At 58.5% G+C, this 24,886-nt stretch carries 20 protein-coding genes; 9 read left to right on the top strand and 11 right to left on the bottom strand.

The genetic code is table 11. From position 1 onward, the window contains the following. Positions 1 to 12 precede the first annotated feature (12 nt). The 6 genes from HBO41_RS07470 to HBO41_RS07445 are packed head-to-tail and all read left to right on the top strand — an operon-like array spanning position 13 to position 8,326. Positions 13 to 1,635: an O-antigen ligase gene (locus tag HBO41_RS07470; RefSeq protein WP_099549092.1), complete on the top strand. Its 1,623-nt coding sequence runs from the start codon at positions 13 to 15 to the stop codon at positions 1,633 to 1,635. Continuing rightward, positions 1,635 to 3,476, top strand: a complete 1,842-nt coding sequence (gene asnB / locus HBO41_RS07465) for an asparagine synthase (glutamine-hydrolyzing) (RefSeq protein ID WP_169985675.1) — start codon at positions 1,635 to 1,637, stop codon at positions 3,474 to 3,476. The genes HBO41_RS07470 and asnB overlap by 1 nt, the downstream gene beginning before the upstream one ends. 60 nt (positions 3,477 to 3,536) lie before the next feature. Continuing rightward, positions 3,537 to 5,165 carry a heparinase II/III family protein gene (locus HBO41_RS07460; protein ID WP_169985673.1) on the top strand — a complete coding sequence of 543 codons (1,629 nt, stop codon included), beginning with the start codon at positions 3,537 to 3,539 and terminating at the stop codon, positions 5,163 to 5,165. 7 nt (positions 5,166 to 5,172) lie between these two features. After that, positions 5,173 to 6,351, top strand: coding sequence for a glycosyltransferase family 4 protein (locus HBO41_RS07455; protein ID WP_017136097.1), 1,179 nt, complete (start codon positions 5,173 to 5,175; stop codon positions 6,349 to 6,351). 2 nt (positions 6,352 to 6,353) lie between these two features. Beyond that, positions 6,354 to 7,313, top strand: a complete 960-nt coding sequence (locus HBO41_RS07450; RefSeq protein ID WP_138449026.1) for an SDR family oxidoreductase — start codon at positions 6,354 to 6,356, stop codon at positions 7,311 to 7,313. Further along, complete coding sequence (locus HBO41_RS07445) at positions 7,310 to 8,326, top strand: glycosyltransferase family 4 protein (RefSeq protein ID WP_017136099.1); 1,017 nt, start codon at positions 7,310 to 7,312, stop codon at positions 8,324 to 8,326. Before HBO41_RS07450 ends, HBO41_RS07445 begins: the two co-directional genes overlap by 4 nt. 60 nt (positions 8,327 to 8,386) lie before the next feature. Here HBO41_RS07445 and HBO41_RS07440 read toward each other — a convergent pair whose 3' ends face one another. The 11 genes from HBO41_RS07440 to mtnA form a co-directional block, all read right to left on the bottom strand. Continuing rightward, positions 8,387 to 8,614 (bottom strand): LapA family protein, encoded by a 228-nt coding sequence (locus tag HBO41_RS07440; RefSeq protein WP_169985671.1) that lies wholly within the window; start codon positions 8,612 to 8,614, stop codon positions 8,387 to 8,389. A 19-nt stretch (positions 8,615 to 8,633) separates the two neighbouring features. Beyond that, positions 8,634 to 8,927: an integration host factor subunit beta gene (gene ihfB / locus HBO41_RS07435; RefSeq protein ID WP_003172657.1), complete on the bottom strand. Its 294-nt coding sequence runs from the start codon at positions 8,925 to 8,927 to the stop codon at positions 8,634 to 8,636. A 132-nt stretch (positions 8,928 to 9,059) separates the two neighbouring features. Beyond that, the gene (locus HBO41_RS07430) at positions 9,060 to 9,344 is read right to left on the bottom strand and encodes a hypothetical protein (RefSeq protein ID WP_017136101.1); all 285 of its coding nucleotides are present in this window, start codon (positions 9,342 to 9,344) and stop codon (positions 9,060 to 9,062) included. Between the two features lie 161 nt (positions 9,345 to 9,505). Continuing rightward, the gene (gene rpsA, locus HBO41_RS07425; protein ID WP_017136102.1) at positions 9,506 to 11,200 is read right to left on the bottom strand and encodes a 30S ribosomal protein S1; all 1,695 of its coding nucleotides are present in this window, start codon (positions 11,198 to 11,200) and stop codon (positions 9,506 to 9,508) included. Positions 11,201 to 11,320: 120 nt separating this feature from the next. Beyond that, a complete protein-coding gene (gene cmk, locus HBO41_RS07420; protein WP_169985669.1) occupies positions 11,321 to 12,010 on the bottom strand; it encodes a (d)CMP kinase in 690 nt (229 codons plus the stop codon). Next, complete coding sequence (locus HBO41_RS07415) at positions 12,007 to 14,217, bottom strand: bifunctional prephenate dehydrogenase/3-phosphoshikimate 1-carboxyvinyltransferase (protein ID WP_262380230.1); 2,211 nt, start codon at positions 14,215 to 14,217, stop codon at positions 12,007 to 12,009. Before HBO41_RS07415 ends, cmk begins: the two co-directional genes overlap by 4 nt. Positions 14,218 to 14,245: 28 nt before the next feature. Next, the gene (gene hisC, locus HBO41_RS07410; protein WP_017136104.1) at positions 14,246 to 15,358 is read right to left on the bottom strand and encodes a histidinol-phosphate transaminase; all 1,113 of its coding nucleotides are present in this window, start codon (positions 15,356 to 15,358) and stop codon (positions 14,246 to 14,248) included. 9 nt (positions 15,359 to 15,367) lie between these two features. Next, positions 15,368 to 16,462 carry a prephenate dehydratase gene (gene pheA, locus HBO41_RS07405; protein WP_003172650.1) on the bottom strand — a complete coding sequence of 365 codons (1,095 nt, stop codon included), beginning with the start codon at positions 16,460 to 16,462 and terminating at the stop codon, positions 15,368 to 15,370. Then, positions 16,462 to 17,547 (bottom strand): 3-phosphoserine/phosphohydroxythreonine transaminase, encoded by a 1,086-nt coding sequence (gene serC / locus HBO41_RS07400; protein ID WP_026013609.1) that lies wholly within the window; start codon positions 17,545 to 17,547, stop codon positions 16,462 to 16,464. Before serC ends, pheA begins: the two co-directional genes overlap by 1 nt. A 246-nt stretch (positions 17,548 to 17,793) precedes the next feature. Further along, positions 17,794 to 20,457 (bottom strand): DNA gyrase subunit A, encoded by a 2,664-nt coding sequence (gene gyrA / locus HBO41_RS07395; protein WP_017136106.1) that lies wholly within the window; start codon positions 20,455 to 20,457, stop codon positions 17,794 to 17,796. A gap of 423 nt (positions 20,458 to 20,880) precedes the next feature. Next, entirely contained in the window at positions 20,881 to 21,951 is a 1,071-nt protein-coding gene (mtnA, locus tag HBO41_RS07390) for an S-methyl-5-thioribose-1-phosphate isomerase (protein WP_017136107.1), read from the bottom strand. A 109-nt stretch (positions 21,952 to 22,060) separates the two neighbouring features. On the opposite strand from mtnA, the gene HBO41_RS07385 reads away from it, so the two are divergent. From HBO41_RS07385 to mupP, 3 genes are all read left to right on the top strand, one after another. Further along, positions 22,061 to 23,392 carry a TRZ/ATZ family hydrolase gene (locus tag HBO41_RS07385; RefSeq protein WP_169985666.1) on the top strand — a complete coding sequence of 444 codons (1,332 nt, stop codon included), beginning with the start codon at positions 22,061 to 22,063 and terminating at the stop codon, positions 23,390 to 23,392. A gap of 64 nt (positions 23,393 to 23,456) precedes the next feature. Continuing rightward, positions 23,457 to 24,155, top strand: coding sequence for a bifunctional 2-polyprenyl-6-hydroxyphenol methylase/3-demethylubiquinol 3-O-methyltransferase UbiG (gene ubiG, locus HBO41_RS07380; RefSeq protein ID WP_003172645.1), 699 nt, complete (start codon positions 23,457 to 23,459; stop codon positions 24,153 to 24,155). A gap of 4 nt (positions 24,156 to 24,159) precedes the next feature. Then, positions 24,160 to 24,831 (top strand): N-acetylmuramic acid 6-phosphate phosphatase MupP, encoded by a 672-nt coding sequence (gene mupP / locus HBO41_RS07375; protein WP_099549098.1) that lies wholly within the window; start codon positions 24,160 to 24,162, stop codon positions 24,829 to 24,831. Positions 24,832 to 24,886: the final 55 nt, after the last annotated feature.

The following is a 24,886-nucleotide window of genomic DNA, read 5'->3' as shown; positions in this document are numbered from 1 at the left end:
TGGAGTACCGCAATGCGTCAACCTGACTGCGTAAAAAATTCCATGGCGATCACGGCGGCAGCGCTCATCGCCATTTTATTTATGCTGGATCCTGGCGTGCTTTTCTACACGGCCATTATCGGCAGCGCTTTATTGGTATTGACGGCCATCATGTCGCCTTGGCTGGGTTTATTGGCGCTATTCCCATTGGCCTTTGCTCTCCACCCCGCGCCCACTTCGTTGGGCGCTCAGGAAGTGGCGTTTGCTGCCCTGCTGGTGGCGGTATTCCTCAGCGCATTGATCAAATTGCTCCGTACTCTGGGTTTTACATCGGTCCTGCGCCTGTTCGCCGCGCCATTGCTAATAGGCCTTGGGTTTCTAGTGCTGAACCTGGTTGTAGCGATGTACCACCATGTTCCGATGACTGATTGGCTCAGAGGGGTAGTGCCCTTTCTGTTTATCTATGCACTGATCCCGATCTGCGCTCTTGTAGGCCGCGAAGAAAACAACGTTCGTTGGCTCGGCGCTTCGGTGGGAACCCTGATTTTATTGACCGCAGGCTACATCGTTTTCTATTACTTCTATCACGGTCTGTGGCAGCCGTACTGGACCCTTGAGGTCAACGGGGAGATGGTAAAAATCCCTTATGAAGAAGCGCTGCGCAACGTTAACGCACAGGGCCCAATGCGTGATCGCATCACCATGGTGCTGGCGCAAGCAACCGACGCGATCCTGCCGCTGGGCATGGTGCTCGGCTATGTCGTCGGCACGCTGACCCCTGACCGAAGGGTTGCATGGATCAGTGGCCTGATATCGCTGCTGTGCACAGCCGCCGTGCTGATCACATTCACACGAAGCATGCTGATCAGTGCACTTCTCGTCATTGGCTTGTTCGCGCTCTATACCTTTTTCGCGCGCAGGCACTTATGGCTAAAAGTGGTATCCGGCATTGTCATTCAAGCGCTGTTTTGCCTTGTGTTTATTTTTGCCACCGGCATGCAAGACGTATGGCTCGGGCGCATGAACTCCCTGGCGAATACTGCATTACCTATCGCAACCTCTTCCATTGCGTCCATGGGAGAGAAACACACGCAGCCTGACGCTACGGCGCCTGTAGTCTCCGAGTCCAAGCCCGCTGCCAACGAGAAGCAGGACTTCAACGTCTCTTCCCGGGTACAGGAATATAAAATCGCCTGGCGCATGTTTCAGGACCACCCCGCGCTGGGCAATGGTATCGGGATCAAACACGAGATGCGCTGGGAGAAGCCCGGCGGTGATTCATTCACGGAGTCAGTTGGCTATATCCATAACTGGCCACTGTACATGCTGATGGTCGGCGGCGTCTTAGGGCTGCTGATGTACATCACTGTCCTCGGTGCTCCCGTTTTATATCGGTTCACCACTCTAAAGTCCGACCCCGCTCACCTCACCGTGATTCGCACGGCGGTCATAACGCTGGCGATCTACGGGTTGTTCTTCGCGGTGTTTCGCCTGATCTCTTTCAACTTACTGCTCGCAGCAGCTTGGGGCGTAATGCTGGCGCATAAGCATTCAAATCAAATGATGGGTACCGCCTTGCCTGACGGGCATACAGCGTCACTCTCCAACACCAGGCCGGAAACGGTCGTCAAAGACCCCAGGGAGACGTCGGTATAATGTGTGGCCTCAGCTTTTTTGCAGTCAAAGACGGTGTACCCGAGACCCAGGCCCAAATGGAAAAAAGCCTGGCGGTTACACGGCACCGTGGCCCGGATGCATCCGGTACCTATTTCGCCAGTGTCGCGGGCTATCAGGTAGGGCTAGGACACAACAGGCTGAGCATCCTGGATTTGTCACCGACTGGCAGCCAGCCGATGTTTGCCGACAATCATGGTGTAAGTATCGTGTTCAATGGCGAGGTGTTTAACCATCACGAATTGCGCCGGCAACTGATCGAAAAAGGCTATACCTTCAAAGGCACCTCCGATACCGAAGTTATCCTGCAATTGTACGTAGAACATCAAGAGCAGGCCTTTGCACTGCTTGAAGGCATGTTCACGTTTGTCATATTGGATGAGCCGCGCCAAAAAACCTTTCTGGTAAGGGACGTCGTTGGCATCAAGCCGGTGTATTGCTACACCGGCGTCGACGGCTTCTACGCCTGCTCAGAAATCCGCGGCCTGAAATGTTTTTCGCAGGTAAACACCGACATAGACCCTGATGATGTCTTTGAGTTTTTCAACAACGGCTTTCTCTACGAGCCCAACACGGGCTACACATCCATCAAGAAACTGATGCCCGGTAGTTACCTGGCGTTCGACCTGGCAACCGGCAAGATGACAACCCAGCGTTACCAGAGCGCCATGAACTTCAAGACCGAGCAAAGCCTCGTGCAGGATGTGCGTTCTGCCGTGACGCGCCAATTGGAAGCGGACGTCCCGGTCGGGGTATTTTTCAGTGGTGGCGCAGACTCCAGCATCCTGGCAAGTTTCACCGGTGATGCTGACTTATTTTTTGCACAGTACGACGCAACGGACGACTCCGCTGTCGATACGAAGTTTTCCGCCAGGATCGCCGAACACCTTGGCAAAAAGCTGGTGGTCACGGAGATTCTCGACTCAGATATAGACCCCTTCGAGTCCATCGACTTCGTCGCTGCCAACACCGAAGAACTGGTATCCGACTATACGTTCTGGGCAACCTACCGCTTGTCCACCGAAGCCAGGAAAAGTGGATATACCGTCATGCTCAGTGGCATGGGCGGAGATGAGGCGTTTGCAGGTTACCCACGCTACACAGTACTCAAGCATCACACACTCATCAGGCTGCTGTATCCCGTATTAAGTGCACTGCTAAAACTCAAGTTATTTCCAAAGCGGCTCGACAAAAAGTTCGAACGGTTGGTGTCCTATGCTCAGGAAAACTATTGGCCCCTGGCGTATTCGCGCATGCTGGGGTACTTCTCCCGCCAAGAGTTGCAGGGCTTTTTTCGTGACTACAACGAGCTTGAACGACACTACAAGCAACGCCTGTCCGGCGTAATGGATCAGTACAGCGGCGCCGTTGAAGACAAAGTCAAATGTGCACAGCATTTTGACCAGACAGGCTTCTTGAGCCATAACCTGAGTGTCTCGGACAAGGCCAGTATGTTGGCCAGTATCGAACTGCGCGTTCCGTTGCTGGACGAGCGTGTGGTGGCCAGCGGTCTTGCAACCTCAAGTGCAGATTTGCTTAAAGGCGGAGCGCCAAAGGCCCCACTCAAACAGCTCCTGAAAAGCCTGCTTCCCGCCTCATTGGTTGATCGCCCCAAAACAGGCTTCAACCCACCTCTGGATGGCATTATTCAACGCATAGGCCAACAACGCCTGCTCGCCGAGTTCGAGCGCATCTACACCTATGTGGCCCGAGGAGAGGTGGAAAAATTAGTGAACAATCATTTTTCAGGCAGCGCAAACAACACCTACAAACTCTGGCAGGTGTTGTACTTCGAGCGCTGGCTGAAAATAAATTTCCCTTAACTGGCGTCAGTCAATACTCACTACTTTAACTTTCAAGTGACTGACCTAAGCAGGACGTTGATGCAACGAATAATCAAGCTCTACCACACCGTTAAAATGCTGCGATTGAAGCAGGTTGTTTACCGTCTTTACTATCGCTTCGCTAAAGTTCGGCCTTTTTCGGCACAAGGCTTTACCCGGCGCCCCGGAATTAACCTGGCGAAGGCTCCCCATTGGTGTGCCTCGCGCTTCGGTGCCGACGAACAGTTTGAATTCATGGGCCTGACGGCGCCGATTGATTGGCACGATCAGACACGCCCGAAAATTTGGCAATACAACCTGCATTATCTGGATCATCTGGCCTCTTCAGGCGAAGACCGAAGAGACTTCGACACGCGCCTGGTCAACAGTTGGATCACAAACAACGCCCCCTTTCACGGATGCGGCTGGGAACCCTATACGCTCTCTTTGCGCATCGTAAATCTGATCAAGTGGATGCAACAACAACCGACCCTGGAACCGCACTGGCTGGACAGCCTGGCTACACAGGCCCACGCGCTGTCTGAACAGATCGAATATCACATTCTCGCTAACCATTTGTTCGTGAATGGCAAGGCACTGGTGTTTGCCGGGAGCTTTCTGAACGGCGATCGGGCAGACAGCTGGCTGTCCAAGGGTTTGAAGATCCTTGATGAGGAAATCAAGGAGCAGTTTCTGGCGGACGGTGCGCACTTCGAACTTTCACCCATGTACCACGCGTCTCTTCTTTGGGACATCTGCGACCTGCTGAACCTGGCCACTCACTCCGAGCTGCCGGAACTTAACATTCGCAAAAACCAATGGAAGCACCAGATCGAGCAAGGCCTGGTCTGGTTACGCAGCCTCCAGCACCCGGATGGTGGCATTGCGTTCTTTAATGACTCGGCATTCGGCATTGCACCCACACTGCTCGATATAGAGGCGTACGCGTTTGAATTGGGATGCCGTGCGCCCAATGACATGCCCACTGCTACGATTGCAGCTGTACACCAGGCTGAAAGTGGCTACGTGGCGATCAATTTTGGCGATCAGTGCAAAGCATTGTTGAACCTTGCGCAGGTTGCGCCTGATTACCAGCCAGGTCATACCCATGCGGACACCCTGAGCTTCGAACTCAGCCTGTTTGGACAGCGCGTGTTCGTCAACTCTGGAACGTCTCAATACGGCGAAGACGCGGAACGTCAACGGCAACGCAGCACGGCAGCGCACAACACAATAGAAGTGAACGGTGAAAACTCATCTGAAGTCTGGGCCGGATTCAGGGTCGCACGACGCGCACGCACCTGCGTGGGTAAGCTGGAACACACAGTCGACACCGTACGTGTCAGTGGCAGCCATGACGGCTACCTGCGTCTACCGGGGAAAAACCTGCACGTTCGCGAGTGGGTTGCGATGGCCGGTGAATTACAGGTGATAGATTCCGTCTCCGGCACATTTGATCAAGCTGTATCAAGGCTATTTTTACACCCTGATATCCGCACCACTCAACAAGGCAACACGGTAACGATCACCCTGCCCGGCGGTCAGGTCGCTGTCGCGACACTAGAGGGCGCAACCCGGATCAATGTGGTGTCTTCCACATGGCATCCGGAATTCGGCAAGTCTGTTCCCAATCAGTGCATCGTCGCTGAAATGTCGACAGACAAACTGACCACCCGCATAACCTGGTGAGGCTTACGTGAAACTTTTGATTTTGAGCTTTTACTACCAGCCTGATCTGTCAGCCGGTTCATTCCGCACGACAGCACTGGTAGACGCACTTCTGGAGCAACTCCCTGCAGACGCCCATATTGAGTTGATCACAACCCTGCCGAATCGCTACAGCTCCTTCAGCAGTCAAGCCCCGGAACTGGAGAAGCACCCGAGGCTCACCATCCGCCGAGTGGCCCTGCCTGGCCACAAGAGCGGGATGGTCGATCAAGCAAGAGCGTTTCTGGTGTATGCCAACGCTGCACGCAAGATTGTGCGAAACCAAGACTACGATCTTGTCTATGCGACTTCTTCACGCCTGATGACCGCTACGCTGGGAGCGGTGATCGCACGCACAAAACGAACGCCACTCTACTTGGATATACGCGACATCTTTGTCGACACGATCAAGGATGTGCTGTCCAAAGAAAAAGTCTGGTTGCTTAAACCCTTATTATCGCTGGTTGAACGTTTTACCATTCACTCGGCGCAAAAGGTCAACCTGGTCTCTGAGGGTTTTCTTCCTTACTTCAAATCACGCTATCCCGACCAACGCTACTCCACCTATACGAATGGCATCGATGGCGAATTCCTGGATGCGCAACCCGTCGCTGAAGAAAAGGTGCCCAGCCCGATCCTGGACATTGTCTATGCGGGAAATATCGGTGAAGGCCAGGGGCTGCACAACATTATCCCCCAACTGGCCAAACAACTTGAAGGGAAGGTGCGATTCCGCGTGATCGGCGACGGAGGCCGGATCGAGCTGTTAAAACAAGCCATTGTCACTCACGCCTGTACTAACGTTGAACTCTTGAAACCGGTCAAGCGCGAACAATTGATCGAGGCTTATCAGTCGGCGGATGTGCTTTTCCTGCATTTGAACGACCACGACGCCTTCCGCAAGGTCTTGCCATCAAAAGTCTTTGAATACGCTGCACTGGGCAAACCGATCTGGGCGGGCATCTCTGGTTACGCAGCCAGTTTTGTCTCTGAACATATTGAAAACGCTGCCGTGTTTGCGCCGTGTGACGCCGCCGCAGGGATCCAGTCCTTCAAGACTCTCAATATTATGACGCGCCCGCGCCATGCCTTCGTCGAGCGTTTCGCGCGTGGCCGCATCATGCGCGAAATGGCGAAAGATGTTCTTTCACTCACAGGAACTCCTTGATTATGCAAATCCTCCTGACGGGAGCGAGTGGCTTTGTCGGTAGCGGGTTAATCGCGCCACTGCTTAAACGCCAGCACTCGATTACCGCTGCTGTACGCGAGCTCAAGGCCGATCTTGATACGCGCGTCAACCAGCGCCTTATCGGCGGGCTATCCGACGATCAGGATTGGCAGCTGTTGCTCGAGAGCCAAGAAACGGTGATCCACCTGGCCGCCCGGGTCCATGTCATGAGTGACGCATCCACCGATCCACTTGCCGAATACCGGCGGATCAATGTCGAAGGCACCTTAAACCTGGCCCGCCAAGCGGCGGCTGCCGGGGTTAAGCGCTTTATATTTATCAGCTCGATCAAGGTCAATGGCGAGAGCACGGCGACTGGCGCGCCGTATACGGCTGACGGTCCCACAACCCCTACCGACCCTTACGGCATCTCCAAAAAGGAAGCAGAGCAAGGCCTGCGAAAACTGGCTTCTGAAACTGGCATGGAAGTGGTGATCATTCGTCCCGTATTGGTCTACGGACCCGGCGTTCAAGCGAACTTCCTGAGCATGATGCGCTGGTTGCATAAAGGCCTGCCCTTGCCCTTTGGCGCCGTGAACAATCGACGCAGCCTGGTTGCCCTGGACAACTTGATTGATTTGATTGTGACGTGCACCGAGCACCCCGCTGCCGCCAATCAAACCTTCCTGGTCAGTGACGGGGAGGACCTCTCGACCACAGCGCTTTTGCGTCGAATGGGAACGGCTCTGAACAAGCCCGCACGCTTGCTACCTGTGCCGAGTTGGTTGCTGCAAACCGGCGCCACTGCGCTGGGTCGCCGGGCACTCGCTCAAAGGCTATGCGGCTCCCTGCAGGTCGATATTGGCAAGACCCGCGAACTGCTGGGCTGGACACCGCCGAGCAGCGTTGACCAGGCACTGAGTAAAACAGGTAAACACTTTTTGGAACGGCAAACTAAATGAATATGTGGTGGTTGTTACCGGCTGTGACGATTGTCGCACTCCTTTTAACGGGGGCCTTGCGTCATTACGCTCTGGCTCGAAGCCTGATCGACATCCCGAATGCGCGCAGCTCGCACGTCGTGCCTACGCCCAGGGGCGGTGGTGTCTCGATCGTCGTCAGCTTTCTGTTAGCGCTATTGCTGACTGCCAGCCTTGGCCTGATTACATGGCCACTCACGTACGCATTATTCGGCGCCGGGACCGGCATCGCGGTATTGGGTTTTTTGGACGACCATGGCCATATCAGCGCACGTTGGCGCCTGCTAGGGCACTTTATAGCCGCGGCATGGGCACTGTTCTGGATCGGTGGCCTGCCGCCGCTGGTGGTGGCGGGATTCGCCGTCGACTTGAGCTGGATCGGCCATATGCTGGCAGCGGTCTACCTGGTATGGCTGCTGAACTTGTATAACTTTATGGATGGAATTGATGGAATAGCCAGCGTCGAGGCTATTTGCGTATGCCTTGGCAGTGCGCTGCTCTATTGGCTAACAGGTCATGAGCTGATCGCGTTTACACCGTTATTACTGGCGTTTGCAGTGGTTGGCTTTCTGTATTGGAACTTCCCAAAAGCCCGTATCTTCATGGGCGATGCGGGCAGTGGGTTCCTCGGCATCACGCTGGGGGTGCTGTCGCTGCAAGCGGCCTGGGTCTCGCCGCAGCTACTGTGGAGCTGGCTGATCCTGCTGGGTGTGTTTATCACTGATGCGACATGGACCTTGCTGCGCCGCCTGCTCAGAGGCGACAAAGTCTATGAGGCCCACCGCAGCCACGCCTACCAGTTCGCTTCTCGCCAGTTCGGTAAACACGCACCCGTTACCCTGGTGGTAGCGGCAATCAACATTGGATGGCTGTTACCTATGGCGCTGCTCGTGGGCAACGGCACGGTGGATGGCTTTCTGGGACTGCTGGTGGCCTATCTGCCGCTGATAGCGTTGGCCGTAAAGTTCAGGGCTGGAGAGAAAGAACCGAATTGAACCAGTGCAAAGGGGCGGCGATCGCCTCCCCTTCCTTCCACTCATCAATAGTGGCCAGGATCAAACTCGAGTCTTGCGCCGCGCCCTGGCAACCCACGCCATCAGTGGGCCAACAAGCATTCCGACCAATAAAGCGAGCACTACGAAAACAGAAATTGGTAACTGCGGGGCTGCCCAACTCAGGAACTGCAGAGAAACCGACTGTTGATTTTCCAGCACAAATGCCACGATGCACAGCAGCAGCACCAACACTACCAGCATTGCAATAACACGCGTCAATCTACTCATGCCCACTCCCTCACGAGTATCAAACCTCGTCTTCATCCTCATTAACTCGATCGCGCAATTCCTTGCCCGGCTTGAAGTGAGGCACAAACTTACCGTCAAGGCTGACGGATTGCCCGGTTTTCGGGTTGCGACCCACTCGCGGTGCACGGTAGTGCAGGGAGAAACTGCCAAAACCACGGATCTCAATTCGATCCCCGGTAGCCAGGCATTGGGACATCTGTTCAAGCATAGTCTTGATAGCCAGCTCTACATCCTTGGATGAAAGCAGCCCTTGATGGGTGACAATTCGTTCGATCAACTCCGACTTCGTCATATTTTTCCCTTCTTTTTCAAGCAGCTAGGAAAAGCGCTTCGAAGGTTTTAGCATGACTTGGTGAATTTGAACAGCCCACCTGCCAACTTATCTGCAGCATAAACGGATACCCGGAACACATGCTTGACCCCCTCAATTACAGATCACCAACATGGTACGAGTGACAGCGCCAGCAGGGTTCCAGCCGAACAGATAGTCACCCTCCTCGTCCTTGGCATCACTGGATCGGGTGATGACCTTGTAGCCCTGCATCTTGCACTCCCGGGCAGCGCGCTTCTCACACTTGTCCCAGTTGCTGCCAAGGCCCGAGCAATCGATCTCAATGCCGCTGACGCCGCGCTTGGCGTGGGTTTTGGCACTGGTGGCAGTGCAGCCTGCCAGCAGCACCACTGCAAATAAAACGATAAGCCTGTTCATTCAAATCCTTATTGAAACAACAACACAGCGGAGCATTTGTTAAGAACTATAGTCAGCTCTGACACTGGGCTGCACGCCTTGGTTCTAACTTGTTGATTCAACGAATTTCAGGCACAAAAAAGGGCGACCGAAGTCGCCCTTTTTCTATGGTCTGACAGAACTTAGTTCTGCTTTTCCATTTGTGCACGCAGCAGGTCGCCCAGAGTGGTCGGACCCGAAGCGATGTCAGAGGTAGCTGGCTTGTCGCGCAGGCTCTGAATTGCTTCTTTCTCTTCGATCTCGTCCTTGGACTTGATGGAGAGTTGGATCACGCGGCTCTTGCGGTCAACGCTGATGATCTTGGCTTCTACTTCCTGGCCTTCTTTCAGAACGTTGCGCGCGTCTTCAACGCGGTCACGGCTGATTTCGGAGGCTTTCAGAGTCGCTTCGATATCGTCGGCCAGAACGATGATGGCGCCTTTGGCGTCAACTTCTTTCACAGTGCCTTTAACGATTGCGCCTTTGTCGTTCTCTTGAACGTACTCGGAGAACGGATCGCTTTCCAGTTGCTTGATACCCAGGGAGATGCGCTCGCGCTCTGGGTCAACCGACAGGATAACGGTGTCCAGCTCGTCGCCCTTCTTGAAACGACGAACAGCTTCTTCGCCCACTTCGTTCCAGGAGATGTCGGACAGGTGAACCAGGCCGTCGATGCCGCCGTCCAGACCAATGAAGATACCGAAATCGGTGATCGACTTGATGGTGCCGGAGATTTTATCGCCCTTGTTGAACTGGCCAGAGAAATCTTCCCATGGGTTAGATTTGCACTGCTTGATGCCCAGGGAGATACGACGACGCTCTTCGTCGATGTCCAGAACCATAACTTCCACTTCGTCGCCGACTTGTACGACTTTCGAAGGGTGGATGTTCTTGTTGGTCCAGTCCATTTCGGAAACGTGTACCAGGCCTTCCACGCCTTCTTCCAGCTCTGCGAAGCAGCCGTAGTCGGTCAGGTTGGTAACACGCGCGGTTACGCGAGTGCTTTCTGGGTAACGAGCTTTGATAGCAACCCATGGATCTTCGCCCAGCTGCTTCAAGCCCAGGGAAACGCGGTTACGCTCACGATCGTACTTCAGAACCTTGACATCGATCTCGTCGCCAACGTTGACGATTTCGGAAGGATGCTTGATACGCTTCCAAGCCATGTCGGTAATGTGCAGCAGGCCATCGACGCCACCCAGATCGACGAATGCGCCGTAATCGGTGAGGTTCTTGACGATACCTTTGACTTGTTGGCCTTCCTGCAGGGATTCCAGCAGAGCTTCACGCTCGGCGGAGTTCTCTGCTTCCAGGACGCTGCGACGGGAAACGACAACGTTGTTGCGCTTCTGGTCGAGTTTGATGACCTTGAATTCGAGTTCTTTGCCTTCCAGGTGCGTGGTGTCGCGCACAGGACGAACGTCGACCAAAGAACCTGGCAGGAACGCACGGATGCCGTTAACGTCGACAGTGAAGCCGCCTTTAACCTTACCGTTGATAACGCCCTTGACCACTTCTTCAGCTGCGAAGGCTGCTTCGAGAACAATCCAGCATTCAGCGCGCTTGGCTTTTTCACGGGACAGCTTGGTTTCACCGAAACCGTCTTCAACCGAGTCCAGAGCAACGTGAACTTCGTCACCGACATTGATAGTCAGATCGCCAGCATCGTTGTAGAACTGTTCCAGCGGGATCAGAGCTTCAGACTTCAGACCAGCGTGAACGGTTACCCAGCGAGCTTGGTAATCGATATCAACGATAACACCGGTGATGATGGAGCCTGCCTGAAGGTTCAGGGTTTTTAGGCTTTCTTCAAAGAGTTCCGCAAAGCTTTCGCTCATTTTAATTCCTGTTGATAAGGGCGAAGAATACGCCCATCTCCACACCCCAGACGGTGTGGGTCAGTTTCAGTTAAAAGAAGCCACCGCAGGACTATGACTGGTCCCCTGCGGCCTTCTTGATCACCCGGCGATATCGCGAATGGCGATTTCACTCAAGATGCGTTCCAGCACCTGCTCGATGGACAACTCCGTGGAATCCAGCTGTATGGCGTCAGCCGCCGGCTTTAGCGGGGCTACCGCACGCTGGGTATCACGCTCATCGCGTGCACGGATCTCATCTAGCAGACTCGACAGACTAACACCATCGACTTTGCCCTTCAACTGCAAGTAACGGCGGCGAGCACGCTCCTCGGCGCTGGCGGTCAGGAAAACCTTCAGCGGCGCCTCGGGAAACACCACGGTACCCATGTCACGGCCATCAGCGACCAGGCCCGGCGGCTCCTGAAACGCCCGCTGGCGCTGCAGCAATGCGTCACGCACGGCCGGCAGAGCGGCAACCTGGGAGGCCCAGGAGCCGACTTGTTCGTTGCGCAGGTCATCGGTCACGTCATCACCCTCAAGGATGATGCGCTGCGGATGACCTTCCGTCGCGCCGACGAACTGCACATCAAGGTGCGCCGCCAGCAGCTTCAGGGATTCTTCGTTGGTCAGGTCGACGCCATGGTTGCGTGCGGCAAAGGCCAGCAGGCGGTAAAGCGCGCCGGAATCCAGCAGGCACCAGCCCAGGCGCTTGGCCAGAATGCCGGCGATCGTGCCTTTGCCCGAGCCGCTTGGCCCGTCGATGGTAATCACCGGTGCTTTGATATTCACAATTGAGCCTCTTGGGCAACACGGATGCCGACGTGGGCACACAGTGTAAGAAAATTCGGAAAAGACGTAGCAACATTGGCGCAGTCACGGATACGAATCGGCGCGGCCGCCCGTAGGGAGGCCACGCTGAACGCCATGGCGATGCGGTGATCACCATGGGATTGCACTTCGCCACCGCCCATCGGGCCACCGTCAATGATAATCCCATCAGGTGTCGGTTCACACTTCACGCCAAGGGCCAACAGACCATCGGCCATGACCTGGATGCGGTCGGACTCCTTGACCCGCAGTTCTTCGGCGCCACGCAGCACGGTGCGCCCTTTGGCGCAGGCCGCCGCTACGAACAACACCGGGAACTCGTCGATCGCCAGCGGCACCAGGGCCTCGGGAATCTCGATGCCTTTTAACTCAGCGGCGCGCACGCGCAGGTCGGCAACTGGCTCACCGCCCACTTCACGCGAGTTTTCCAGGGTGATATCCGCGCCCATCAGCCGCAGGATATCGATCACGCCAGTGCGCGTCGGGTTAACGCCAACGTGCTCCAGCAGCAACTCGGAGCCTTCAGCAATCGAAGCCGCCACCAGGAAGAACGCCGAAGAGGAAATATCCCCCGGCACTTCTATATGTGTAGCCTTCAATGCATGGCCCGACTCGACAGACGCCGTAGCCCCCGCCACGGCAACCGGATAACCAAACCCACGCAACATCCGCTCGGTATGATCACGGGTCGGCGCAGGCTCGGTCACCGAGGTCTTGCCCTCGGCATACAACCCGGCCAGCAACAGGCAGGACTTCACCTGCGCACTGGCCATCGGCATCGAATAGTCCAGGCCTTTGAGCGCCTGGCCACCGCGAATTGTCAACGGCGGATGCCCGTCCGGCCCGGTCTCGATCACTGCGCCCATTTCCCGCAGTGGCTTGGCCACGCGGTTCATCGGGCGTTTGGACAGCGATGCATCACCGGTCAACACACTGTCAAAGCGCTGCGCCGCGAGCAACCCGGACAGCAAACGCATCGACGTACCGGAGTTACCCAGGTAGATCGGCCCCGGCGCCGGCTGCAAACCGTGCAACCCCACACCATGAATCGTCACGCGCCCGTGGTGCGGCCCTTCAATCACAACGCCCATGTCACGAAACGCCTGCAGGGTTGCCAGGGCATCTTCGCCTTCGAGGAAACCTTCGACTTCGGTCACGCCGTCGGCCAATGAGCCCAGCATGATCGAGCGATGGGAGATCGACTTGTCGCCCGGCACCCGGATCTGCCCGCTCAAGCGGCCGCCCGGTTTGGCGAGAAAGGTCTGCTCATCGGCGTTCACAGCGGTTTCCATGTAGGCCCGGCGCGCCAGGATCTTGCTGAAATGCTCACGCGCCACCCGCGCACGGGTAAACACGCCCAATAATTGATGGCCATCACCCGCATCAACCGCATCGCGCAAGGCGTCGAGGTCACTGCGGAAGGTGTCCAGGGTGCGCAACACAGCTTCACGATTGGCGAGGAAGATGTCGTGCCACATCACCGGGTCACTGCCGGCAATCCGCGTGAAATCGCGAAAACCACCGGCGGCGTAACGGAAAATCTCAAGGTTTTCGTTGCGCTTGGCCAGAGAATCCACCAAGCCAAAGGCCAGCAAGTGCGGCAAATGGCTGGTCGCCGCCAACACTTCGTCGTGGCGCTCGACCTGCATATGCTCGACATCGGCGCCCAATTCGCGCCACAGACGATCCACCACCGCCAAGGCCGCCGGATCGGTCTGCTCAAGCGGGGTCAGAATCACCTTATGGCGACGGAACAACTGCGCATTGGACGCCTCGACGCCGCTCTGCTCGGAACCGGCAATCGGATGGCCCGGCACAAAACGCGCCGGCATGCCGCCAAATGCGAGTTTGGCGGCGCGCACCACATTGCCCTTGGCACTGCCGACGTCCGTGAGGATCGCCTGGCCAAGGTCCATATCCGCCAGCAAGACCAGCAACTTCTCCATCGCCAGAATCGGCACGGCGAGCTGGATCACATCCGCGCCCTGGCACGCCAGCGCCAGGTCTGCCTCACAGCGGTCCACCACGCCCAGCTCCACCGCCAGCTTGCGCGATTGCGGGTCAAGGTCCACACCGACCACCTCGCCACACAGCCCGCTTTCACGCAGGCCCTTGGCGAAGGAGCCACCGATCAACCCCAGGCCGACCACCACCAGGCGACCGATCATAGGCACAGCAGGTTGCAATGCAGTGACATCAACCACGAGCCAGAACCTTGGCCAACGCCTCCAGGAAGCGACTGTTTTCGGCCGGCAAGCCAATGGTGATACGCAGGTGGTTCGGCATGCCGTAGTTGGCCACCGGGCGCACGATCACGCCTTCGCGCAGCAGGCCCTGGAACACCGGCGCGGCGACTTGGCCGAGGTCCACACAAATAAAGTTGCCCTTGGAAGGAATCCAGCCCAGGCCCAGCTCACGGAAACCTTCCTGCAGCTGCAGCATGCCGCTTTCGTTGATGCGACGGCCCTCTTCGAGGTACTCGGCATCCTTGACCGCCGCACACGCCGCCGCCAACGCCAGGCTGTTGACGTTGAACGGCTGGCGCACACGGTTGAGCACATCGGCAACCACCGCGGTGGACAAGCCGTAACCCACGCGCAGCGATGCCAGGCCGTAGGCCTTGGAGAAGGTACGCGACACCAGCAGGTTCGGGTAAGCCGCCAGGAAGTCCAGGCCGTCCGGCAGGTCGCTGCCTTCGGCGTACTCGATGTAGGCTTCGTCCAGCACCACCAGCACGTGCTCGGGCACGTCCTGCAGGAAGTCGTTCAGCGCCTGGGCGTCGAACCAGGTGCCGGTCGGGTTGTTCGGGTTGGCGATAAACACCACGCGGGTTTGCGCGTCGATGGCCGCCAGCATGGCCGGCAGGTCATGCCCCCAATCCTTGGCAGGAATGACGCGGGCGTCAGCCCCCACAGCCTGGGTCACGATCGGGTAGACGGCGAACGCGTGCTCGCTGAACACCGCATTCAGGCCTGGCGCCAGGTACGCACGGCCGACCAGCTCAAGAATGTCGTTGGAACCGTTGCCCAGGGTTACCTGGTTCGGTTCGACGCGGCAGTTCTCGGCCAGCAGCGACTTGAGGGCGAAGCCATTACCGTCCGGGTAGCGGGTCAGCTCAGTCAGTTCCTCACGAATCGCCGCCAATACTTTTGGGCTTGGGCCCAGCGGGTTTTCGTTACTGGCCAGTTTTACGATCTTCGACGGGTCCAGGTTCAACTCACGCGCCAGCTCGTCCACAGGCTTGCCTGGAACGTAAGGCGACAGTTGTTGCACGCCCGGCTGAGCCAGGGCGAGGAAGTTGCCACTCATGTTAAAGCCTCACAAAACCGCTTTCGGGTAAGAGCCCAGCACCTTGAGTGCCACGGCTTCTTGACTGATTTTCTCCAGCACCCCTTTGACCAGCGGGTCGCGGTGGTGGCCGATGAAGTCGATAAAGAACACATACGTCCATTTACCGCTGCGCGAAGGGCGAGTTTCGATTCGCGTCAGGTCAATCCCGTTATCGTGGAACGGCACCAGCAGCTCATGCAGCGCGCCGGGCTTGTTGCTCATGGAGACGATGATCGAAGTTTTGTCGTCGCCGGTCGGCGGCACTTCCTGGCTGCCGATCATCAAGAAGCGCGTGGAGTTATCCGGGCGGTCTTCGATTTTTTCGGCCAGGCGCGTCAGGCCATACAGGCCCGCAGCCATGTCACCGGCGATGGCCGCCGAATTCCACTCACCCTTGACCCGCTTGGCCGCTTCGGCGTTGCTGGACACCGCCACGCGCTCGACATTCGGGTAATGCGCGTCCAGCCACTTGCGGCACTGGGCCAGCGATTGGGCGTGGGAGTAGATACGGCTGATGCTGTCGGTCTTGGTGTTCTCGCCCACCAGCAGGTGGTGGTGGATACGCAGTTCGACTTCACCGCAGATCACCATGTCGTGCTCAAGGAAGCTGTCCAGCGTGTGATTGACCGCGCCTTCGGTGGAGTTTTCCACCGGCACCACGCCAAAATTCACCGCACCGGCCGCCACTTCGCGGAACACTTCATCGATGGCCGCCATCGGTTTGCTGATCACCGCGTGGCCAAAATGCTTCATGGCCGCTGCCTGGGTGAAGGTGCCTTCCGGGCCGAGGTACGCCACCTTAAGTGGCTGCTCCAGCGCCAGGCACGACGACATGATTTCACGGAACAACCGCGCCATCTCTTCGTTGCCCAACGGGCCTTTGTTGCGCTCCATCACGCGCTTGAGCACCTGGGCTTCGCGCTCAGGCCGGTAGAACACCGGCACTTCGCCCTCAGCCAGGGACGCCATTTTCACGCGGGCGACTTCCTGGGCGCAGCGCGCACGTTCACTGATCAGCTCCAGGACTTTCTCGTCCAGGCTGTCGATGCGTACACGCAGGGCCTTGAGTTCTTGCTCAGACATTAGCCGTGTTCCTTTTCGAACTCTGCCATGTAGGCAACCAGCGCGTTGATCGCGTGGATGTCGACAGCGTTGTAGATGGAGGCGCGCATGCCACCGACCGAACGGTGGCCCTTGAGGTTCAGCAGGCCACGTGCGTCGGCACCGGCCAGGAATGGCTTGTCCAGGCGGTCATCGGCCAGGCGGAACGGCACGTTCATCCACGAGCGGTCGGTGAGGTTGATCGGGTTGCTGTACAGGCCGCTGGCGTCGATGAAGTCGTACAGGGTGCGCTTCTTCTCTTCGTTGAGCTTGCCCATGGCGGCCACACCGCCCTGCTCTTTCAGCCATTCAAACACCAGGCCCGACAGGTACCAGGCGAACGCCGGCGGCGTGTTGTACATCGAGCCATTATCGGCCGCGACCTTGTAGTTGAGCATGGTCGGGCACAGCGAACGCGCGCGGCCCAGCAGGTCTTCGCGGACGATGTTGACCAGGATGCCGCTCGGGCCGATGTTCTTCTGCGCACCGGCGTAGATCATGCCGTATTTGGACACATCGATCGGGCGCGAGAGGATGTCCGAAGACATGTCGCACACCAACGGCACGTCACCCACTTCCGGCACCCAGTCAAACTCCAGGCCGCCGATGGTTTCGTTGGCGACGTAGTGTACGTAGGCCGCGTCTTTGGACAGCTTCCACTCGTTCTGACCCGGAATGGCGAAGTAATCGTACGGCTTGGCGGTACCCGCCACGTTGACGTGACCGTAGCGCGAGGCCTCTTCAATCGCCTTCTGACCCCAGATACCCGTGTCGATATAGTCGGCAGTGCCGTCTTCCGGCAGCAGGTTCAGCGGAATCTGGGCGAACTGCTGGCTCGCGCCGCCTTGCAGGAACAGCACCTTGTAGTTGGAAGGGATGTCCAGCAAGTCGCGCAGATCCTGCTCGGCCTTGGTGGCGATGGACACAAACTCATCGCTGCGATGGCTCATTTCCATCACGGAGAGGCCTTTTCCATGCCAGTCGAGGAGTTCACCCTGCGCACGCTGCAGGACTGCTTCAGGAAGCGCCGCGGGACCGGCACAGAAGTTATAGGCTCTCTTGCTCACATCCAATCTCACTCTGATCTGGTTGGGGCTGCAATCATGTTCGGCAACGGCCTTGCGCTGGCGCGAGCCCTTGTGGGAGCTGGCTTGCCTGCGATACAGGCACCTCGGTAGTTGCAGTGATACCGCGGTGATGCTATCGCAGGCAAGCCAGCTCCCACAGGGATCGAAGCCAGACCAAGGACATGTGTTTCAAAGGGGACACAAACAACAAGGGGGCGAATCTTCATCCGCCCCCTGTGTGTCCGCTTATTCCTGCGGTTCTTCTTCGTCTGCGGCAGCATCGAGGGTTGGCTCGTCGACGTTGTCATCGCCGGTTGCGATCACCTCGCCATCGAACACCGCACCGTCTTCGCCTTCCAGCTCTTCGCCTTCGACTTCCGATGGCTCCTGAACGCGCTCCAGGCCTACCAGCGTTTCGTCGCTGGCCAGCTTGATCAGCGTCACGCCCTGGGTGTTACGGCCCAGGCTCGACACTTCAGCCACACGGGTACGCACCAGAGTGCCCTGGTCGGAAATCAGCATGATCTCCTCACCATCAAGCACCTGCACCGCGCCAACCAGACGGCCGTTGCGGTCGTTGCTGACCATGGCGATTACGCCCTGGCCGCCACGCTTGTACTCCGGGAACTCGCTGATGGCGGTCCGCTTGCCATAACCACGCGCCGAAGCGGTGAGGATCTGGCTGCCTTCTTCCGGGATCAGCATCGAAATCAGCTTCTGCCCTTCCGGCAGACGCATACCGCGCACACCGCGAGCGGTACGGCCCATGGCGCGAACGTCGGATTCCTTGAAGCGTGTCACTTTGCCGCCATCGGAGAACAGCATGACTTCACGCTCGCCATCGGTGATGGCCGCAGAGATCAATACGTCGCCTTCGTCCAGCTCCAGGGCGATCAGGCCCACGCTGCGCTGGCGGCTGAAGGATTCCAGCGGAGTCTTCTTCACGGTGCCTTTGGCGGTGGCCATGAAGATGAAGTGACCTTCGGTGTATTCCTCGACTGGCAGCATGGTGGTGATGTATTCATCACTGTCCAGCGGCAGCAGGTTGACCAACGGACGACCACGGGCAGCGCGGGAGGCTTCCGGAATCTCGTAGGTCTTGAGCCAGTACACCTTGCCTTTGCTGGAGAACAGCAACAGCGTGGTGTGGCTGTTGGCAACCAGCAGGTGAGCGATGTAGTCCTCATCCTTCACGCCGGTAGCCGATTTACCTTTACCGCCACGACGCTGAGCCTGGTACGCAGCCAATGGCTGGGTCTTGGCGTAGCCACCGTGGGAAATGGTCACCACACGTTCTTCTTCCGGGATCATGTCACCCAGGGTCAGGTCGAGGCGCGCATCGAGGATTTCGGTGCGGCGCACGTCGCCGTATTCGGCACGGATCACTTCCAGTTCTTCGCGGATCACTTCCATCAGGCGCACAGCGCTGTTGAGGATGCGGATCAGCTCGCCGATCTGGTTGAGAATCTCCTGGTACTCGGCCAGCAGTTTCTCGTGCTCCAGGCCGGTCAGACGGTGCAAACGCAGTTCCAGAATGGCCTGGGCCTGTTCCGGCGACAGGAAGTACTTGCCGTCGCGCAGGCCGTATTGCGGGTCCAGGGTCTCCGGGCGGCACGAATCGGCACCGGCACGTTCAACCATCGCCACGACGGCGCTGGATTCCCATGGCATCTTGATCAGCGCTTCCTTGGCTTCCGACGGCGTCGGCGAAGCCTTGATCAGCGCGATCACCGGGTCGATGTTCGACAGCGCTACCGCCTGGCCTTCCAGGATGTGGCCGCGCTCGCGGGCCTTGCGCAGTTCGAACACGGTGCGGCGGGTGACCACTTCGCGGCGGTGACGCACGAAGGCTTCGAGCAGGTCCTTGAGGTTCAGGATGCGCGGGCGGCCGTCGATCAAGGCCACTACGTTGATACCAAACACGCTTTGCAGCTGGGTCTGGGCGTAGAGGTTGTTGAGGATCACCTCAGGCACTTCGCCACGACGCAGCTCGATCACCACGCGCATACCGTCTTTGTCAGACTCGTCGCGCAGTTCGGTGATGCCTTCGAGCTTCTTCTCTTTAACCAGCTCGGCGATCTTCTCGATCAAACGCGCCTTGTTCAGCTGGTACGGGAGTTCGGTAATGACGATCTGCTGGCGGCCACCGACCTTGTCGATGTCTTCGATCATCGAGCGGGCGCGCATATAAATGCGGCCACGGCCGGTACGATAGGCTTCGATGATGCCGGCACGGCCGTTGATGATCGCGGCAGTCGGGAAGTCCGGACCGGGGATGTATTGCATCAGCTCATCGACGGTCAGCTCAGGGTTGTCGATGAGGGCCAGGCAACCGTCGATGACTTCACCGAGGTTGTGCGGCGGGATGTTGGTGGCCATGCCCACGGCAATACCGCTGGAGCCGTTGACCAGCAAGTTGGGAATACGGGTTGGCATGACGGCCGGGATCATTTCGGTGCCGTCGTAGTTCGGCACCCAGTCCACGGTTTCTTTATGCAGGTCAGCCAGCAGCTCGTGCGCCAGCTTGGTCATGCGTACTTCGGTGTATCGCATGGCCGCAGCGTTGTCGCCGTCGACCGAACCGAAGTTGCCCTGGCCGTCTACCAGCAGGTAGCGCAGGGAAAACGGCTGGGCCATCCGAACGATGGTGTCGTACACCGCAGTGTCGCCGTGAGGGTGATACTTACCGATCACGTCACCGACAACACGGGCAGATTTCTTGTACGGCTTGTTCCAGTCGTTACCCAGCTCGCTCATCGCGAACAGCACACGCCGGTGCACGGGCTTCAAGCCATCGCGCGCATCAGGCAGTGCCCGACCGACAATTACGCTCATTGCGTAGTCGAGGTAGGACTGTTTCAGCTCGTCTTCGATATTGACCGGGAGGATTTCTTTGGCCAGTTCGCCCATGAGAAGCCTGATTCCTTTTTCGGGTGAAACCTCGTCACATCCATATGGGACGAACGAAGCTCGCCGTTGCTGGCAGAGTGCCTGACAACGACTTACGACAAATCAACGAGTTATGACACGGATCTGCACGTTATGGGCAACCCCTCGGGGCGGCCCTGGAAACCGCCGGATGTTATCACAATCGCCGCCACGCACCTATCCCCCTGATGCGCATGGAGGCTAGTAATTTGACGGATGACAGGCTTGAGAGGGACGAGAGAGGCTCAGAGCGGGGTGGGTGCTGTTTTTTGAGGCTGGATCCAAGGGTTTTATTGACTTACAGGGCCAATCGCGGGCAAGCCCGCTCCCACATGTTGGCCTGCGAGCACCGTAAGTGTGGGAGCTGGCTTGCCTGCGATGGCGATCCTACAGCCACCAAAGCCCTCAATGCAGGCGCTTACGGCACATCAACTTGGCCAGCTTGGCAGTATCGGGCCGTTCGACAATGCCTTTTTCGGTCACGATCACATCAATCAGGTCCGCCGGCGTCACATCGAAGACAGGATTAAACGCCGCAACCTCCAACCGCTGCCCGCCCACCTCAAGCAACTCCGCGGCATCACGCTCTTCCAGGCTGACATCATCACCGGTGGCCATCATCAAATCGAGCGTCGAACTGGGCGCCACCACCATAAAACGCACGCCGTGGTGCATGGCACACACCGCCAATTGATAAGTGCCGATCGGGCCGATCACATCACCATTGGCCGCAATGCAGTCGGCGCCGACCACGACCCAGGTCACGCCCTTGGTCTTGAGGATATGCGCCCCCGCCGAGTCGGCATTGACCGTGGCCGGGATACCCTCGCCCGCCAACTCCCAGGCCGTCAGCCGCGAACCTTGCAGCCACGGGCGGGTTTCGTTGACATAGACATGCTCGACCAAACCCTCGAGGAACGCTGCGCGGATTACCCCAAGGGCCGTGCCCACGCCGCCAGTGGCCAGGGCGCCCGCATTGCCATGGGTGAGGATCGCCTGGGCGTTGCCCTGGTGCTTGCGAATCCGTTCGAGGCCCAATTGGGCCATGACCAGATTGGCTTCGCGGTCGCTTTCATGGATCGCAATGGCTTCGGCTTCCAGCACCGCCAGCGGGTCGGCGTGTTTTTTGACCCGATCCAGGCGGTCACGCATGCGCTTCAAGGCCCAGAACAGGTTCGCGGCGGTCGGACGGCTATCGGCCAGCAATGCGTAGTCTTCTTCCCATGCCGCCTGCCAGTCACCGCCCTCGGCGATCCGTTCGCGGGCGGCCAGCACCAGGCCGTAGGCAGCACTGATGCCGATAGCCGGCGCGCCACGCACAGTCATGCTGCGAATGGCTTGGGCGACTTCAGCCGCCGTGGTGCAGGCCACCCAGGTTTCCCGCGAGGGCAAGGCACGCTGATCGAGCAGGTGCAGTGCGCCATCACGCCAATCGATGGCCTTCACTTTCTCTGCAGCTAACAGTCGGTCGCGCATCCCTTACCCCGCACTCATGAACAAAAGCCGCCGATTATAGCGATCCGCCAGCCAGGACGCTCGGGTATACTTCGCCCTTCTTTTATAGCTGCCTGGGAAGAAGCCTGCGATGACCTCCACTGCCGCCCCGCTCGACTTATTGCTGCTGCCAACCTGGCTGGTACCTGTCGAACCCGCTGGCGTGGTGCTCAAGGAGCACGGCCTGGGCATCCGTGACGGGCGCATTGCGTTTATCGGGCCACGGGCGGCGGCCTTGAAGCTGACAGCCAGCGAAGTGCGCGAGCTGCCGGGCATGCTGCTCAGCCCCGGTTTGATCAACGCCCACGGCCACGCGGCGATGAGCCTGTTTCGCGGCCTGGCCGACGATCTGCCGCTGATGACCTGGCTGGAAAAACACATCTGGCCCGCCGAAGCCAAATGGGTCGATGAAGCTTTCGTGCGCGACGGCACCGACCTGGCCATCGCCGAACAGCTCAAGGGCGGCATCACCTGCTTCTCGGACATGTACTTCTACCCCAAGGTCGCCAGCGACTGCGTACATAACAGCGGCATGCGCGCGCAGATCGCGCTGCCGATCCTCGACTTCCCGATCCCAGGCGCCAGCAGCGCTGATGAGGCGATTCGCCAGGGCGTGGAGCTGTTCGGCGACCTCAAGCACCACCCGCGTATCAAGATCACCTTCGGCCCTCACGCGCCTTACACCGTGAGCGATGAGAACCTGGAAAAAATCCGCGTGATCGCCGAAGAACTGGACGCCGCCATCCATATGCATGTGCACGAAACCGCCTTCGAAGTGCAACAAGCCGTGGACAAGACCGGCGAACGCCCACTGGCGCGCCTGGGCCGTCTGGGCCTGCTCGGCCCACGCTTCCAGGCCGTTCATATGACCCAAATCAGCGAGGACGACCTGGCTTTGCTGGTAGAAAGCAACACCAGCGTCATTCATTGCCCGGAATCGAACCTGAAACTGGCCAGCGGCTTTTGCCCGGTGGAGCGTCTGTGGCAGGCTGGCGTGAACGTGGCCATCGGCACCGACGGCGCGGCCAGCAACAATGACCTCGACCTGCTGGGCGAAACCCGCACGGCAGCGATGCTGGCCAAGGCCGTCGCCGGCTCGGCCACCGCCCTGGACGCCCATCGCGCCCTGCGCATGGCTACGCTCAATGGGGCGCGTGCCATGGGCCTGGACAGCGAGATTGGCTCGCTCGAAGTCGGCAAGGCGGCGGATATCGTTGCCTTTGATCTTTCGGGGCTGGCGCAACAACCGATCTACGACCCGGTCTCAACGCTTATATATGCCACCGGACGCGAGTGTGTGAAACACCTTTGGGTCGCCGGCAAGCAGTTGCTCGACGACCGGCGATTGACCCGCATGGATGAACAACAGTTGACCGCCACGGCCATCGCCTGGGGCCAACGGATCAGCGGGCACAGCGAATAACGAAGGTCTTGAACCGCGCCGTTCAGGACTGAATAACCGATTTATCAGATTTAGAGGATTCACCATGAGCAACGTCGACCACGCCGAAATCGCCAAGTTTGAAGCCCTGGCCCACCGCTGGTGGGACCGCGAAAGCGAGTTCAAACCGCTGCACGACATCAACCCGCTGCGCGTCAACTGGATTGACGAGCGCGTCAACCTGGCGGGCAAGAAGGTGCTGGACGTCGGTTGCGGCGGCGGCATCCTCAGCGAAGCCATGGCCCAGCGCGGCGCTACCGTGATGGGCATCGACATGGGCGAGGCACCGCTGGCCGTGGCCCAACTGCACCAGCTGGAATCCGGCGTGAGCGTCGAATACCGCCAGATCACCGCCGAAGCCCTGGCCGAAGAGATGCCCGAGCAGTTCGACGTGGTTACTTGCCTTGAGATGCTCGAGCACGTGCCAGACCCGTCCTCGGTGATCCGCGCCTGCTTCCGTATGGTCAAGCCGGGCGGCCAGGTGTTCTTCTCCACCATCAACCGCAACCCCAAGGCCTACCTGTTCGCGATCATCGGCGCCGAATACATCATGAAGCTGCTGCCGCGTGGCACCCACGACTTCAAGAAATTCATCCGCCCGAGCGAGCTGGGCGCCTGGAGCCGTCAGGCCGGGCTGACCGTCAAGGACATCATCGGCCTGACCTACAACCCGCTGACCAAGCACTACAAGCTGGCGAGCGACGTGGACGTCAACTACATGATCCAGACCCTGCGCGAGGAGTAAGCCTGTGAAGTTGCGAGCAGTTCTCTTCGACATGGACGGCACCTTGCTGGACACCGCGCCGGACTTTATCGCGATCTGCCAGGCCATGCGCACCGACCGAGGCCTGGAGCCGATCAACCCCCAGCACATCCGCGATGAAATTTCCGGCGGGGCACGGGCGATGGTCGCCGTGACCTTCTCGATGGACCCCGAATCCCCTGGCTTTGAAGCGTTGCGCCTGGAGTTCCTGGAGCGCTATCTCAAGGGCTGCGCAATCCACAGCAAACTGTTCGACGGCATGGCCGAGTTACTGGAAGACATCGAGAAATCCAAACTGGTCTGGGGCGTGGTCACCAACAAACCGTTGCGCTTTGCCGAACCGATCATGCAGCAACTGGGCCTGGCCGAGCGTTCGGCACTGCTGATCTGCCCGGACCACGTGAAGAACAGCAAGCCCGACCCCGAGCCGCTGATCCTGGCGTGCAAGATGCTCGACCTTGACCCGGCCAGCGTGTTGTTCGTGGGCGATGACCTGCGCGATATCGAGTCTGGCCGCGACGCTGGCACCCGCACTGCGGCGGTCACCTTCGGCTACATCCACCCGGACGACAACCCACGCAACTGGGGCGCCGACGTGGTAGTGGACCACCCGCTGGAGCTGCGCAAGGTGCTGGATAACGCGCTGTGCAGTTGCTGATTGTTCGAGATACCCACTAGCACTGAGATCACTGTGGGAGCTGGCTTGCCTGCGA

This window comes from Pseudomonas sp. WS 5146 (genome assembly GCF_012985495.1).
In the GTDB taxonomy this organism is placed as follows: domain Bacteria; phylum Pseudomonadota; class Gammaproteobacteria; order Pseudomonadales; family Pseudomonadaceae; genus Aquipseudomonas; species Aquipseudomonas edaphica.
The sequence above is the reverse complement of the archived record's forward strand: the minus strand, read 5'-3'. Positions and strand labels throughout refer to the sequence as shown.